A 14613-nucleotide genomic window follows, 5' to 3' on the forward strand; every position below is an offset into this window, starting at 1 on the left:
CGGAACGAGATACATGAGCAAGGCCGATATCATCATCAAGAACGCAGTCGTGCTGACGATGGACAAGGACAATCCGCGAGCCGAAGCCATCGCGCTATCCGGAAACAGGATCAAAGCCGTCGGCAGTCTCTCGGAAATCGAGGCGTTGGCTTTGCCCACCACGAAAGTCCTCGACGCTGGCGGCGCGACCGTGATGCCGGGTTTCAACGAAGCTCACATGCACATTTTCCCGGGATCGGTGTCGCTGCGGCAGCTCAACCTGCATGGCGTGCAGGGGTTCGAGGCGCTGAAGGAAAAGATGCTCGCCTTTGCGGCGGCCAATCCCGATGAGCCGCTGCTGATGGGCTTTTCCGCCGACTATTCGATCATCGGCCTCCATCAACCCTGCACCCGCCAGCATCTCGACGCGATCATCGCCGACCGCCCGTTCATGATGTTCGCGCCCGACCACCATACGGCCTGGGCCAATACCATGGCGCTCGAAAAGGCCGGTCTTCTGCATGGCAAGGATGTCGGCATCGGCAACGAGGTGGTCATGGGCGAGGACGGCCTGGCGAGCGGTGAACTGCGCGAGGGCAATGCCTTCGGCCCCGTCGCCGCACTCGCTTCCACGGGCGGGCGCGAGGAACTCGGCATGGTCACCGGCATGGACCCGGAAAACGTGACGCCGGAGCAGTACGCCCTCGACCGCACGATCCTGAAGAACGGCCTCGAATATTGCGCCTCCTGGGGCGTCACCTCGATCCAGAATTTCGACGGCAACCACTACCAGCTCCGCATAATGCGCGACCTTGAAGAGGCAGGCGAGCTGCCCTGCCGCATCCGCATTCCCTTCCACATGAAGAACTTCATGGACCTCGCCGAACTGGACAAGGCAGCCGAGTGGAAACGCGAGTTTGCGACCGACATGCTGCGCGGCGATTTCGTCAAGGTCTTCATGGATGGCGTGCTCGACAGCCAGACGGCCTTCATGCTGGACGGTTACGGCGACCGTCCCGGCTATACCTACGAACCGCTCTTCACGGCGGAAGCCTTCAACGCCATCGCGACCAAGGCCGACGCACTTGGCCTGCAGGTCGCCGTCCATGCGATCGGCAGTGCCGCGATCCGCCAGACGCTCGATGGCTACGAGGCCGCCGTGAAGGCCAACGGCAAGCAGGACCAACGCCACCGCATCGAGCATATCGAGGTAATCCACCCCGACGACATCGCGCGTTTTGCCGATCTCGGCATCGTCGCCTCCATGCAGCCGGTCCACTATCCAGGCGGCACGTGCTTCCCGGCCGAGCCGACCACCGACAAGATCGGCGAGGATCGCTGGGACTATGCCTATGCCTGGCGGACCATGAAGGAGGCCGGCGCCACCGTCGTCTTCGCTTCCGACTGGCCCGTCTCGCCTGTTTCTCCATTCCAGTGCATCCAGGATGCGCTGACCCGCAAGCCGTGGAAGGACGGTCTGAAGGACCAGCGCTTCACGCTCGCAGAATCGCTCGAGGCCTACACCTCGATCGGCGCCTGGGTCGAGTTCATGGAAGACCGCAAGGGCAGGTTGAAGCCGGACTTCCTCGCCGACGTCGTCATCCTCACGCACGACATCGAGGAGGTGCCAGCGGACAAGATCATGGATACGGTCCGCGCCGCCGTCACGATCTGCGACGGACGCATCACGCACCGGGCCTGAGAGAGCATCATGGGACAAGCCGCCGACATCATCATCCAAAACGCCCGCATCCTGACCATGGATGAGGCGTCACCCGTGGCGCAGGCCATCGCCATCGCCGGCAACCGTATTCTCGCGGTTGGCGACGACGCGGACATTCAGGCGCTCGCTACACCGGTGACACGCGTCGTCGACGCCGGCGGCGCGACGGTCATGCCGGGTTTCAACGAAGCCCACATGCACATCTTCGGCGGCTCCGTCGGTCTCGGCGAGCTGTCGCTCTTTCAGCTGAAGGGGTTCGATGCCCTCAAGGCGAAGGTAAGGGACTACGCCGCGAACAACCCGGATCTTCCTCTACTGGTCGCGCAATCGGCCGACTACACGATCCTGTCGGAGGAGGAGCGCGTCACGCGCCACCACCTCGACCGCATCATCTCCGACCGCCCGTTTCTGATGTTCTCCCCGGACCACCACACGGCCTGGGCGAACACGATAGCCTTGGAAAAGGCCGGGATCCTCCATGGCCGCGATGTCGGCGTCGGCAACGAGATCGTCATGGGCGATGACGGCCTCGCGACCGGGGAGTTGCGGGAAACGAATGCGATCCGACCGGTTTCCAGCATGAGCGCCACGGGTGGCCGCGAAGGTCTCGGCGTCGGCACGGGCGGCGACCCCGATCACGTCACGCCGGAAGAACGGGCCGGCGACATCGAGGTTATTAAGCGCGGCCTCGCCTATTGCGCCTGGCATGGCATCACCTCGCTCCAGAACATGGACGGCAGCCTCTACCAGTTGGAAATGCTGCAGGAGATCGAGGACACCACAGGTCTTCCGGTGCGGGTCCGCATGCCCTACCACATGAAGAACTTCATGCCGCTGAGCGATCTGGAAGAAAAGGCAGCAGTCTGGCGCGAACGCTTCGACACCGACAAGCTGCGCTGCGACTTCGTCAAGATGTTCATGGACGGCGTCACCGAAGGCGAGACGGCCTTCTTTGTCGATGACTACAGCCATAAGCCCGGCTGGAAGGGCGAACCGCTGTTTTCGGCGGAGCATTTCAACAGCATTGCCCTGGAGGCGGATAGCCTTGGCCTGCCGATCGCCGTGCATGCCATCGGCGATGGCGCGGTGCGCATGGTGCTCGACGGTTACGAAGCGGCGCAGGGCGAAAATGGCCGCAGCGACCGCCGCAACCGCATCGAACATATCGAGGTTGTCCATCCGGACGATGTGCCGCGTTTTGCCGCAACCGGGACCATCGCATCCATGCAGCCCACCCACCCCCCGGGATCGGCCGGCCTGCCACTGGAACCCTACCTCACCTATATCGGCCGCGAGCGCTGGTCACAGGCCTTTGCCTGGAAAGCATTGAAGGACGCAGGGGCGACCGTGGTCTTCTCGACCGACTGGCCGGTCTCGCCGCTCCCGCCGCTGAGCTGCATCCGCGACGCGATGACAAGAAAGCCCTGGGCCGACGACATGCCGGACCATCGCCTCACGCTTGAGGAAACCTTGACGGCTTACACGCGGACCGGCGCCTGGGTCGAATTCATGGAGGATCGCAAGGGCATGTTGAAGCCGGGTTATCTCGCGGATGTCGTGATCCTGTCCGCCGATATCCACTCAGTCTCTCATGAAGCTATCGCCGACATTCCGGTACGGATGACGATCTGCGACGGTCGCATAACCCACGAGGCAGCCTGACGACGATGGATGAGCCAGCCGACGCGCAAATCCGCAAGCCCGGCCTTAAGGGAGCCGGCGGTACCCGAAAGGGAGTGGAAACGCGCGCGAGGATCATCCGGGGCGCCCGCGAGGTGCTGGAGAGCGGCGGCATAGAGGCGCTGACGACGCGCAAGATCGCTGCCAGCGCAAACGTTCGCCTGGCGACGCTGCACTATTATTTCGACAGCAAGGAAGCGATCCTGCTCGCGGTTCTCGACGAGATGATCGCGGACATGCGCAGCCGCTATCATACCGCGCCGCTTGTCGGAACGCCGGAGGAGCGGATTGCAAGCCTTCTCAGGCTTATCTGGTACTATATCGGCGAGACCAAGGATCGCCAGCTGGCGCAGATCGAGCTGACGCTCTATGCCCTAAGGACGAAAGGCTCCGAATGGCTGGCCGAGCGTCAGTATGCCGCCTATATCGATTTCTACAGCCAGTTCATCCTGGATGATCCGCGCATGTCGGAAGAGGACCGCATGCGGATTTCGCGCGCGGTCGCCCGCTTCATGTTGATCGGCATCGACGGCCTCATCCTGCAGAATTTCGCGCTACACGACGAAGCCATCGCGCGCGAAAGCGTCGAGGTTCTGGTCGAGGCGACGCAGGCTTATCTCCGTCGCCTCTACAGGTCCAATCCGGTGGAGTGATCAGTCCGCGATATCGACGAGCGCGCCGCGCTTCTGGACCACCTGGGCGGCCAGACGCGATCCCTTCTCGATCGAGATCCGAAGTCCGGCGCCGCCGAGCCGGGCGGCAATGAAGCCCGCATTGAAGCTGTCACCCGCCGCAGTCGTATCGACGACGTTCTTCACGGCAACCGGCTCAAAGGTCGCCATCTCGTCGCCGTCCTGGGCGTAGACGACCCCGGCACCGTTTTTCACCACAACACAGCCGACCCCGAGCGCCCGATATCGAGCTATGGTCGCTTGCGGATCGGTATCACCGAACTCCCGCTGATCTTCGTCGAAAGAGGGAAGCACAATGTCAGCGACGCTGGCGGCAGCCGTGATCGTATCCCGCATGGTCTGGGCATCTGGCCACAACCGCGCCCGCATGTTCGGGTCGAAGACGATCGTCGCGCCATTGCCCCGCGCCGTTTGCAGCGCTGAAAGAAAGGCGTCCCGATCCTCCGCGTCAATGATCGCCATCGTGATCCCGGAAAAGAGAACGAGCGAGCGTCCGACAAGGGCTTCGGCGAGAGCCGCCCTGTCTGACGCCAGCCGCTTGGCGGCAGACGTGCCACGCCAGTAGATGAAGCTCCGTTCGCCGTTTGCGAGTTCGATCATGTAGAGGCCGACGGTACGGTCGGAAAGGCGGCGGATGTGGCTGGTGCCAACGCCGCCATCGCCCATGAACGCGATCATCCGGTCCGAAAGGCCATCCGTACCGACGGCCGTGTAATAATCAACGGTCGTTCCTTCCGGCATCAGCCGCGCCAGATACCACGCCGTATTGAAGGTGTCGCCGGCAAAACCCCGGCTGTAGAGCCCATCCTGGGTGGGCGCCATTTCCACCATGCACTCGCCGATGGAAACCATGCTGCCTGTCATCGTTCATCCTCTGCAAAATAGCTGCCGTGACTATCACGGATGCGTCCGATGATCGACTTGATTCGGTAGAGATGCTCGCGCATCACGGCGGCGGCGCGATCCCCATCCCTGGCGCGCAGGGCTTCCAGGATCATCTTGTGGTCGTCGAGCGCTGTCTGCGCGCCGAAGGAAAGGCTGAGATAACGCACGCGGTCCATATGGGCCTTGCTGTCGCGGATCAGCGCCCAGGCGAACTCGTGCTCCGACAGATCGCATATCTGCTTGTGGAAATCGTCGTCGAGGGAATGGAACAGCACTTTGTCAGCTGCATCCACGGCCTTCTGCTGCTCGACGATCAAGGCTTCCAGGCGGTCGATCTGCGCGTCGGTCAGCCGCTCTGCCGCGGCACGCACGGTCTCCATTTCGAGCGCGGTGCGGATGAAGCGCGCCTGCATGACCTCCCGAACGGAGATATAAGTCACCACCGTCGCCCGTTGCGGGCGGATCAGCAGGAAGCCGAGTTGCGAAAGCCGGTAGAAGGCGTCCCTCACAGGCTGCCGCGACACCCCCATATATTTCGCGACCTCAACCTCGGACAGCTTCGTCCCCGGCGGCAGTTCGAGCTCGACCACCTGGTGATAGAGGCTCTCGAACACCTGATCGGTCACGGACGGAAGCCGGCTCACCTCTACCGTACGGAACTGTACCTGGTCCGCCATGCAAACCTCCGTTGACTCATGCTGCATACTAACATATTAGATGACCAGCCCAATGCAATAACTCTTTCTTCATATGTATTTTACGATCGGTTGGGAGGCCATCGGAATGCTCGACGAGGACCGGCTGTTCCCAAGTGAATCAAGGACAAGGGGAATTGCACGCGACCTCTATGCCGGCATTCGCGATCTGCCCCTCGTAAGTCCGCACGGACATACAGACCCCCGCTGGTTCGCCGAAAACGAACCCTTTCCGGATCCGGCGCAGCTCTTCGTCACGCCGGACCACTATGTCTTCCGCATGCTGTGCTCCCAAGGGATCGCGTTGACCGATCTTGGCGTGCCGAGAATCGATGGCGGGCCGACCGAAACCGACGGACGGAAGATCTGGAGGCTCTTCGCGAAGAACTACCATCTCTTCCGAGGCACCCCGAGCCGCATGTGGCTGGACCATGCGTTCGAGACGGTATTCGGCCTGTCACAACGGCTTTCCGCCGACAATGCCGATCATCACTACGATCACATCGCCGACTGCCTGTCCAAGCCCGAGTTCCGCCCGCGTGCCCTGTTCGAGCGGTTCGACATCGAGGTGATCGCCACGACGGAGAGCGCTCTCGACGACCTGCGCTGGCACGAGATGATCCGTAAGTCCGGCTGGAAGGGCCGCGTTGTCACCGCCTACCGCCCCGACAGCGTCGTCGATCCCGAATTCGAAGGTTTCCGCGCCAATATAGAGCGCTTCGGCGAACTGGCGGGAACCGACGCCACGACGTGGACGGGCTATCTCGAGGCCCACCGCATTCGCCGCGCCTTCTTCAAGTCCTACGGCGCCACGAGCTCCGATCATGGCCACGCGACCGCAAGGACGGAAAATCTGGCACAGCAGGAAGCCGCCTCCCTTTTCCAGAAGGCGCTGGCAGGCAAATGTTCGCCCGAGGAAGCCGACGTCTTCCGGGGGCATATGCTGACCGAGATGGCGCGCATGAGCCTGGAGGATGGCCTTGTCCTGCAGATCCACCCCGGTTCCTGGCGCAATCATTCCGCCGAAGTCATGGCCCGCCACGGCCGCGACAAGGGTTTCGACATTCCTACCCGCACCGACTACGTGCAGGCTCTGAAGCCGCTGCTTGACGCCGTCGGCATGCAGCCGGAGCTGACCGTCATCGTCTTCACCCTCGACGAGACGAGCTATTCCCGCGAACTCGCCCCGCTTGCCGGCGCCTATCCGGCGCTGAAGCTTGGGCCTGCCTGGTGGTTCTTCGACAGCCCGGAGGGGATGCGCCGCTACCGTGAGCTGACGACGGAAACAGCCGGCTTCTACAACACCGTCGGCTTCAACGACGACACCCGTGCCTTCTGCTCGATACCTGCGCGTCATGACGTCGCGCGGCGGGTGGATTGCGCCTATCTCGCAACTCTCGTGGCCGATGGGCGGCTCGCGGAGGATGAGGCCCGCGAGGTCGCGCACGACCTCGCATATCGACTTGCCAAGCAAGCATACCGGCTCTGAGGAACGGCCGGTCTAAAACGGAGGAGTGAAACATGAAATTGATGAAGACAATCGGCCTGGCGATGCTCGCATCGGCTGCCATGGTCATGGCAACGGTCTCTGCCCAGGCGGCAGAACGCGTTCTGCGGTCGTCCGACACGCATCCGGACGGCTATCCGACGGTCGAGGCCGTCAAGCAAATGGGCAAGCTGCTCGAGGAGAAGACCAATGGTCGTCTCGGCGTCGAGGTATTCCATTCGGCTCAGCTGGGCCAGGAAAAGGACACGATCGAGCAGACCCAGTTCGGCGTCATCGACTTGAACCGCGTGTCGCTCGGGCCGTTCAACAACATCATCGAGGAAACCCAGGTTCCCTCGCTGCCCTATATCTTCCGTTCGGTCGATCACATGCACAAGGTGATGGACGGCCCGATCGGCGAGGAAATCCTGAAGGCGTTCGAGGCTCATGACCTCGTCGGCCTCGCCTTCTACGATGGCGGCTCGCGCAGCTTCTACAACTCGCAGAAGCCGATCACCTCGGTCGATGACCTGAAGGGCATGAAGTTCCGCGTGATGCAGTCCGACATGTTCGTCGACATGGTCGGCGCGCTCGGTGCCAACGCCACGCCGATGCCCTATGGCGAGGTTTACTCCTCGATCCAGACGGGCGTCATCGACGGCGCCGAGAACAACTGGCCGTCCTACGACAGCTCGGGCCATTTCGAGGTTGCCAAGTACTACACGCTCGACCAGCACCTGATCGTGCCGGAAGTGCTCGTCATGTCCAAGAAGACCTGGGACAGCCTGTCGGCAGAAGACCAGGCTGCGGTGAAGGAAGCCGCCAAGGAATCGGTTCCCTACATGCGTGACCTGTGGCAGGCGCAGGAGAAGAAGTCGGAAGAAAAGATCCGTGCTGCCGGCGCGGAAATCGTCACCGACATCGACAAGACGCCGTTCATCGAGGCGATGAAGCCGGTCTATGACAAGTATGTCACTTCGGACAAGCTGAAGGACCTCGTCAAGCGCATCCAGGAAACCCAGTAAGTCAATGCCTTCGCCTGCCGCCCACTGGGCGGCAGGTTTTCTTGCCTGGAGAGAACGACCTTGCAGACCACCATGAAAAGCCTGGCGCGATGGATGGACGTCGTGTGCCGGATTGCACTCTGGACAGCCGGTATCGGCTTGGTCCTCATGACAGCCTTTATCTTCGCCCAGGTCTTTTGGCGCTATATCCTGAACGACAGCCTCACCTGGAGCGAACCGGCCTCGGTGATGATCATGGGCTGGTTTATTTTTCTTGGCGCTGCGGTCGGCATCCGCGAGGGCTATCACCTGTCCTTCGACGTTCTGCTCTACCTTCTGCCGCAACGCGGCAAGGAGGCGATGCACACCATCTCGGACCTTTTCGTCGCCGCATTTGGCGGAGGCATGATCTTTTACGGCAGCCAGCTTGCCCTCAAGACGGCGGGGAACGCCATTCCAAGCCTCGGGATATCCGGCGCCTTCGACTTTATCCCGATCGCGGCTGGCGGCGTCCTGGTGCTGCTCTTTTCGATCGAGCGCGTCCTGCGTCGCGCGGCGGGCCTTTCAACTGCACGCTTCGGCGAAGCCGAGGTAGAGGACTGAGCGATGGAATACTGGGTTCTTTTTGGTTCGTTTGTTTTTCTTCTTTTGATCGGCACGCCCGTCGCCTTCTGCCTCGGCGTCTCCAGCTTCGCGACGATCCTCTATCTCGGCCTGCCGCCGGTGGTGGTGTTCCAGCGCCTGAATTCCGGCGTCTCGGTCTTCGCCCTGATGGCCATCCCGTTCTTCATTTACGCCGGCGACCTGATGGTGCGCGGCGATATCGCCCGGCGGCTCGTGGCCCTGGCCGGCTCCCTCGTTGGCCATCTTCGCGGCGGCCTCGGCCAGGTCAACATCCTGGCCTCCGTCATGTTCGGCGGCGTGTCAGGCTCGGCAGCGGCTGACGCGTCGGCCGTCGGCGGCCTGATGGTGCCGCAGATGAAGGCACGCGGCTACGATGTCGACTATGCCGTCAACATCACTGTCGTCGGCTCGATCATCGCCCTGATGATCCCGCCCTCGCACAACATGATCATCTATTCGATCTCCGCGGGCGGCAGGATCTCGATTGCCGATCTCTTCACCGCCGGCATCATCCCTGGCTTCCTTCTGGCACTCTGCTTGATGGTCGCCGCCTGGTTCGTGGCCAAGCGTCGTGGCTACCCGACGGAATCATTCCCCGGCCTTCGCGCCATGGGCAGCCTGTTCGTCTCGGCCGTGCCCGGTCTGATCCTGATCGCGATCATCTTCGGCGGCGTTCGGTCCGGCATCTTCACGGCGTCCGAATCCTCCAACATTGCCGTCGTCTATGCTCTTCTTGTTACCTTGCTCGTTTATCGCACGTTGAGCTGGGAAGACTTCAAGGAAGCGACCTTCGCCGCCGTTCGCACCACCGCCATGGTCCTCATGGTCATCGGCTGCGCCGCGGCCTTCGGCTGGCTGCTCGCCTATCTCAAGGTTCCGACCGCGATGGTGGCGCTGCTGCAGGGCATCTCGGACAATCCGATCGTCATCCTGCTGCTGCTCAACGTCGTGCTGCTCATCCTCGGCACCTTCATGGACATGTCGCCGCTGATCGTCATCACGACCCCGATCTTCCTGCCGGTTGCCACCGCTTTCGGCGTCGATCCGGTGCATTTCGGCGTGATCCTGATCCTCAACCTCGGGATCGGCCTGTGCACGCCGCCGGTTGGAGCCGTGCTCTTCGTCGGCTGCGCCGTCGGACGGATCTCCATCTGGCAGGCGATGCAGACGATCTGGCCCTTCTACGGAGCTGCCGTGTTCGCCCTGCTGATGGTGACCTATGTCCCGGCGCTGTCGCTCTGGCTGCCCTCGCTGTTCCACTAGGAGATACTGATGCCGCATCTCGTACGCGAGTTTCCGACCGTCACGACTGGCGAAGGTGTCACACGCCAGGTCCTGTCGGACAGCCCCGAACTCATGGTCGTCGCCTTCCGCTTCGAGAAGGACAGCGTCGGCGCGCTCCATAACCATCCGCACATCCAGTCAACCTATGTGCAGTCTGGCGTGTTCGAATTCACCGTGGGCGACGATCGCGTCGTCGTCCGCCCCGGCGACAGCTTCGTCATCCCTACCATGGTGACCCATGGCTGCCGCGCCATCGAGGCGGGAACGCTGATCGACTGTTTCACGCCCCGCCGCGACGATTTTCTCTGAGAAGGACAAGACCATGTTGAACGTAGAAATCCGCCACGCCATCAGCCCCGAGACGGCGAAGACCTTCGGCACCGAGGAGCTGCGGCGGAACTTCCACGTCGGCGACATCTTCCGCGCGGGCGAGATCACCCTGATCTACACCCATTACGACCGCATGATCGTCGGTGGCGCCGTTCCGGCCGGCGGATCGCTAAGGCTCGACGAAGTCAAGCCGTGCGGCACCGCCTCGATCCTCGATCGTCGCGAACTGGTCGTCGTCAACATCGGCGGTACCGGCACCGTCAAGGCCGACGCCGAATACGTGATGGGCAAGGGCGACATGCTCTATCTCGGCATGGGCGCCGGACCGATCACCTTTTCCGGCGACGGCCGGTTCTATATCCTCTCCGCACCCGCCCACCAGACCTATCCCTCGCGGCTGATCAAGATCGACGAGGCGGCGAACATGTCGCTGGGTTCGGCCGAGACCTCCAACGAGCGGACGATCTACCAGTTCGTCCATCCTGATGTCATGAAGTCCTGCCAGATCGTCGTCGGCATGACCAAGCTGAAATCCGGCTCGATCTGGAACACCATGCCCGCCCACGTGCATGACCGGCGCATGGAGGCCTATCTCTACTTCGACCTTCCAGAGACGAGCCGCGTCTTCCACATGATGGGCGAGCCGAACGAGACACGCCATATGGTGCTGAAGAACGAGGAAGGCGCGATCTCGCCGCCTTGGTCGATCCACTCTGGCGCGGGCACCAGCGCCTACACCTTCATCTGGGCCATGGCCGGCGACAATGTCGACTACAAGGACGTCGAGATGGTTTCCATGGAGACCCTGCGATGAACGGCATCTTCTCGCTTGAAGGCAAGCGGGCGCTGGTGACCGGTTCCAACACCGGCATCGGCCAGGCGATCGCCATCTCGCTCGCCGGCGCGGGTGCCGAGGTGATCTGCGCCGGCCGTTCCTCGGTCGACGAAACGCTTGAACTTATCACGAGCAAAGGCGGCAAGGCCGTCGGGCTGAAGCTCGATCTGGCCGACCCGATGGCCGGACACGACGTCTTCATCGACAATGGTCCGGTCGACATTCTCGTCAACAATGCCGGCATCATTCGCCGGGCCGAAGCCGTTGATTTCACCGAGGCCGACTGGGACGAGGTGATGGATGTCAACGTCAAGGCTGTCTTCTTCATGAGCCAGGCCTTCGCCAAGGCCGTCCTTGCCCGCAACGGCACGGGCAAGATCGTCAACATCGCCTCGCTTCTCTCCTTCCAGGGCGGCATCCGTGTTGCGTCCTACACTGCCTCCAAGGGTGGCGTTGCCGGCATCACCAAGTTGCTCGCCAATGAATGGGCCGCCAAGGGCATCAATGTGAACGCCATCGCGCCCGGCTATATCGAAACCAACAACACGGAAGCACTCCGCGCCGATCCGGTTCGCAACAACGCGATCCTCGACCGCATCCCGGCAGGCCGCTGGGGCGAGCCCGAGGACATCGGCGGAACTGCGGTTTTCCTCTCATCGAACGCCGCGAAATACATTCACGGTGCAGTACTCAACGTCGACGGAGGCTGGCTTGCCCGCTGATCTGCCCCGCCTGCACCGCCCCGACACCGCGCGGGCGAAGACCGGCATCGTCCATCTCGGCCTCGGCGCTTTCTATCGTGCCCATGGGGCGATCTACATTGCGGAAGCCATGAAGGCGTCTGGTGGCGACTGGGGTATCGTCGGGGTTAGCCTCGTGCGACCGGACCAGCGCGATCTTCTTGCCCCGCAGGGCTTTGCCTATACGGCGGTCGAACTTGGCCCGAACGGCGAAAAGCCTCAGGTCATAAGCGTCCTGAACGACGTCCTCGTCGCGCCGGAAAATCCGGCTGCCGTGCTTGAGATCATGGCCGCTCCCGGCACCCGGATCGTGACCTCCACGGTCACCGAAAAAGGCTACTGCCACGAGCCGTCAACCGGTCGTTTGAACCATGAACATCCGGATATCGTCCACGATCTCGCCCATCTGGACGTCCCTAAGTCGACGATCGGCTTTCTCGTTCGGGCCCTCGCCAAACGCCGCGCCGCCGGCATCCGGCCCTTCACCGTTCTCTGCTGCGACAACCTGCCGGAAAATGGCAGGGTAGTACGCGGCATCGTGCTGGAATTCGCCGGTCTCGTAGATCAGTCCCTCGCGGACTGGATCGCGGCCGAGGGCCGATTCCCCTCCACGATGGTGGATCGCATCGTCCCGGCGACCAAGCCCGAGGACATCGACCGCCTGGCCGGGCAGACCGGTGTTCTAGACCTGTCCCCGGTGATGCACGAACCTTTCCGTCAGTGGGTCGTGGAAGACGACTTCGTCGATGACGCCCGCCCTGATTTCGCAGCGGTCGGCGTCGAGCTGGTAGAGAACGTCACACCCTACGAGCACATGAAGCTGCGTTGCCTCAATGGCACGCATTCCTCGCTCGCCTATTTGGGTTATCTCGCCGGCCACGAAACAATCGCCGACACTGTCGCCGATCCCGTGTTCGCCGCCTTCGTGAAAAGGCTCTGGTCGGACGAGATCGTGCCGGTTCTCGATCCGCCGCCGGGCGTCGATCTCTCCCGCTACACCGCCTCGCTGTTCGACCGCTACGCCAACCCGGCCATCCGCCATCGCACCTGGCAGATCGCCATGGATGGATCGCAGAAGCTGCCGCAACGTATCCTCGGAACGGTCGTGGAAAACCTCGCCGCAGGCCGGATGCCCAAAGGCCTCTGTCTCGCGATCGCGGCCTGGATGCGCTACGTCGGTGGCGTCGACGAAAAGGGTCAGGCTATCGACGTCCGCGATCCCCTGGCCGCTGAACTGAAGCAGATTTCCGATCGGGGCCATTCCGCGGCCGAAAAGGTCGATGGCCTGCTCTCCATCAGGAAGATTTTCCCTGAACAACTCGCATCGAACAAAAGCCTGCGCGAAGAACTGGTCCGCTCCTACGAGCGGCTTGTCGCCAACGGCGCGGGCGCGACCGTGAAAGACATGACACATGCTTGAAAGCTGGCGCTGGTATGGCCCCTACGACAAGATCAGCCTCGCTGAAATCGCCCAGACCGGGGCAAGCGGCATCGTAACCGCCCTCCACGAAATCCCCTACGGCGAAATCTGGCCGGTGGAGACGATCAAGGCCCGCAAGGCACAGATCGCCGGCGATACATCGCTGGCATTACATTGGGAGGTCGTGGAAAGCCTGCCGATCCACGAAGACATCAAGAAGGGCACCGGCGACCTCTCGACGCTGTTTGCCAACTATCGCCAGTCGCTGGCCAATCTGGCAGCCGCCGGCATTTATACCGTCTGCTATAATTTCATGCCGCTGCTCGACTGGACCCGCACCCGGCTCGACACGCCCGTCGCCCGAGGCGGCACCTCCCTCCGGTTCTCCGCGCCGCAAATGGCGGCCTTTGAGCTCTTCATGATGAAACGCGAAGCAGCGGAAGCGGACTATCCGGAAGAGGTGCGTCGCGAGGCAGCAGTCTGGTTTCAGTCATCGAACGAGAAGGACCGCCAGGTCCTTCTCGACAGCATCATGGCCGGCCTTCCGGGCGCCTACGACCGTTATGACGTCAAGGGCCTCCAGACAGCGCTGCAACGCTACGACGGCATCGGCCGGGACGAACTTCGCGCCAACTACGCGCGGTTCCTCTCGGAGGTCATCCCAACCGCCGAGGAGCTCGGCATGCGCCTCTGCGTCCATCCGGACGATCCGCCGCGCGATATTCTCGGCCTGCCACGGATCGTATCCTGCGAGGACGACATTGCCTGGATTTCGGGGCAACAGGACGAAAGGGCGAACGGCCTGACGCTCTGCTCAGGCTCGCTGGGCGCCAATCCGAAGAACGACGTTCCGGCGATCGCCCGCCGCTTCGCCGATCGCATCCACTTCGCCCACCTGCGCAATGTGCGAAAGGATGCTGACGGATCGTTCGAGGAAGCGGCTCACCTCGACGGCGACACCGATATGGTTTCGCTGATCAGCGCCTTGCTCGACGAGGAGAAGCGCCGGCGCGATGAAGGCAGGAAAGACAATGTCATTCCTTTCCGACCCGACCACGGCCACGAACTCTTGAGCGATATCGGACGCGGCACCCATCCGGGCTACCCGCTGATCGGTCGCATGCGCGGCCTCGCCGAACTGCGCGGCATCGTCCGCGCGTTGTCCCACGCGCGCGTTTCCTTCGGCTGACCCAGGACCAGGCGGACCACGATAGCCGAAAAAGAAGAACCGGCGGC

Annotated in this window: 14 protein-coding genes; 12 read left to right on the plus strand and 2 right to left on the minus strand. The window is 62.5% G+C overall.

Going from position 1 to position 14613, the window contains the following annotated elements:
- Positions 1 to 13: 13 nt before the first annotated feature.
- From J5J09_RS20410 to J5J09_RS20420, 3 genes are read left to right on the plus strand one after another with little or no spacing between them, the layout of a single operon-like run.
- Positions 14 to 1681, plus strand: a complete 1668-nt coding sequence (locus tag J5J09_RS20410; protein WP_208554066.1) for an amidohydrolase — start codon at positions 14 to 16, stop codon at positions 1679 to 1681.
- A 9-nt stretch (positions 1682 to 1690) separates the two neighbouring features.
- Positions 1691 to 3364, plus strand: coding sequence for an amidohydrolase (locus J5J09_RS20415; RefSeq protein WP_208554067.1), 1674 nt, complete (start codon positions 1691 to 1693; stop codon positions 3362 to 3364).
- Between the two features lie 5 nt (positions 3365 to 3369).
- The gene (locus tag J5J09_RS20420; RefSeq protein ID WP_208554068.1) at positions 3370 to 4035 is read left to right on the plus strand and encodes a TetR/AcrR family transcriptional regulator; all 666 of its coding nucleotides are present in this window, start codon (positions 3370 to 3372) and stop codon (positions 4033 to 4035) included.
- On the opposite strand, the gene J5J09_RS20425 is transcribed toward J5J09_RS20420, so the two are convergent.
- Both J5J09_RS20425 and J5J09_RS20430 read right to left on the minus strand, forming a co-directional pair.
- On the minus strand, positions 4036 to 4938 hold the full coding sequence (locus J5J09_RS20425; protein WP_208554069.1) for a sugar kinase: 903 nt from the start codon (positions 4936 to 4938) through the stop codon (positions 4036 to 4038). It lies immediately after the preceding gene.
- A complete protein-coding gene (locus J5J09_RS20430) occupies positions 4935 to 5636 on the minus strand; it encodes a GntR family transcriptional regulator (RefSeq protein ID WP_208554070.1) in 702 nt (233 codons plus the stop codon). Before J5J09_RS20430 ends, J5J09_RS20425 begins: the two co-directional genes overlap by 4 nt.
- Before the next feature lie 106 nt (positions 5637 to 5742).
- Between J5J09_RS20430 and uxaC the strand changes: the two genes are divergently transcribed.
- The 9 genes from uxaC to uxuA all read left to right on the plus strand — a co-directional run bounded on the left by uxaC (position 5743) and on the right by uxuA (position 14566).
- On the plus strand, positions 5743 to 7143 hold the full coding sequence (uxaC, locus tag J5J09_RS20435) for a glucuronate isomerase (RefSeq protein ID WP_208554071.1): 1401 nt from the start codon (positions 5743 to 5745) through the stop codon (positions 7141 to 7143).
- 32 nt (positions 7144 to 7175) lie between these two features.
- A complete protein-coding gene (locus tag J5J09_RS20440) occupies positions 7176 to 8165 on the plus strand; it encodes a TRAP transporter substrate-binding protein (RefSeq protein ID WP_208554072.1) in 990 nt (329 codons plus the stop codon).
- A gap of 72 nt (positions 8166 to 8237) precedes the next feature.
- Positions 8238 to 8747, plus strand: a complete 510-nt coding sequence (locus J5J09_RS20445; RefSeq protein ID WP_208554460.1) for a TRAP transporter small permease — start codon at positions 8238 to 8240, stop codon at positions 8745 to 8747.
- A gap of 3 nt (positions 8748 to 8750) precedes the next feature.
- Complete coding sequence (locus tag J5J09_RS20450; protein WP_208554073.1) at positions 8751 to 10031, plus strand: TRAP transporter large permease; 1281 nt, start codon at positions 8751 to 8753, stop codon at positions 10029 to 10031.
- Between the two features lie 9 nt (positions 10032 to 10040).
- Positions 10041 to 10361 carry a cupin domain-containing protein gene (locus J5J09_RS20455; RefSeq protein ID WP_208554074.1) on the plus strand — a complete coding sequence of 107 codons (321 nt, stop codon included), beginning with the start codon at positions 10041 to 10043 and terminating at the stop codon, positions 10359 to 10361.
- Positions 10362 to 10374: 13 nt separating this feature from the next.
- The gene (gene kduI / locus J5J09_RS20460) at positions 10375 to 11196 is read left to right on the plus strand and encodes a 5-dehydro-4-deoxy-D-glucuronate isomerase (protein WP_208554075.1); all 822 of its coding nucleotides are present in this window, start codon (positions 10375 to 10377) and stop codon (positions 11194 to 11196) included.
- The gene (gene kduD, locus J5J09_RS20465; protein ID WP_208554076.1) at positions 11193 to 11939 is read left to right on the plus strand and encodes a 2-dehydro-3-deoxy-D-gluconate 5-dehydrogenase KduD; all 747 of its coding nucleotides are present in this window, start codon (positions 11193 to 11195) and stop codon (positions 11937 to 11939) included. The genes kduI and kduD overlap by 4 nt, the downstream gene beginning before the upstream one ends.
- The gene (locus J5J09_RS20470) at positions 11929 to 13377 is read left to right on the plus strand and encodes a mannitol dehydrogenase family protein (RefSeq protein ID WP_246746027.1); all 1449 of its coding nucleotides are present in this window, start codon (positions 11929 to 11931) and stop codon (positions 13375 to 13377) included. The genes kduD and J5J09_RS20470 overlap by 11 nt, the downstream gene beginning before the upstream one ends.
- Positions 13370 to 14566 carry a mannonate dehydratase gene (gene uxuA / locus J5J09_RS20475; RefSeq protein ID WP_208554078.1) on the plus strand — a complete coding sequence of 399 codons (1197 nt, stop codon included), beginning with the start codon at positions 13370 to 13372 and terminating at the stop codon, positions 14564 to 14566. The genes J5J09_RS20470 and uxuA overlap by 8 nt, the downstream gene beginning before the upstream one ends.
- Positions 14567 to 14613 lie beyond the last annotated feature (47 nt).

The sequence above is a fragment of the Ciceribacter sp. L1K22 genome (assembly GCF_017599385.1).
In the GTDB taxonomy this organism is placed as follows: Bacteria; Pseudomonadota; Alphaproteobacteria; order Rhizobiales; family Rhizobiaceae; genus Allorhizobium.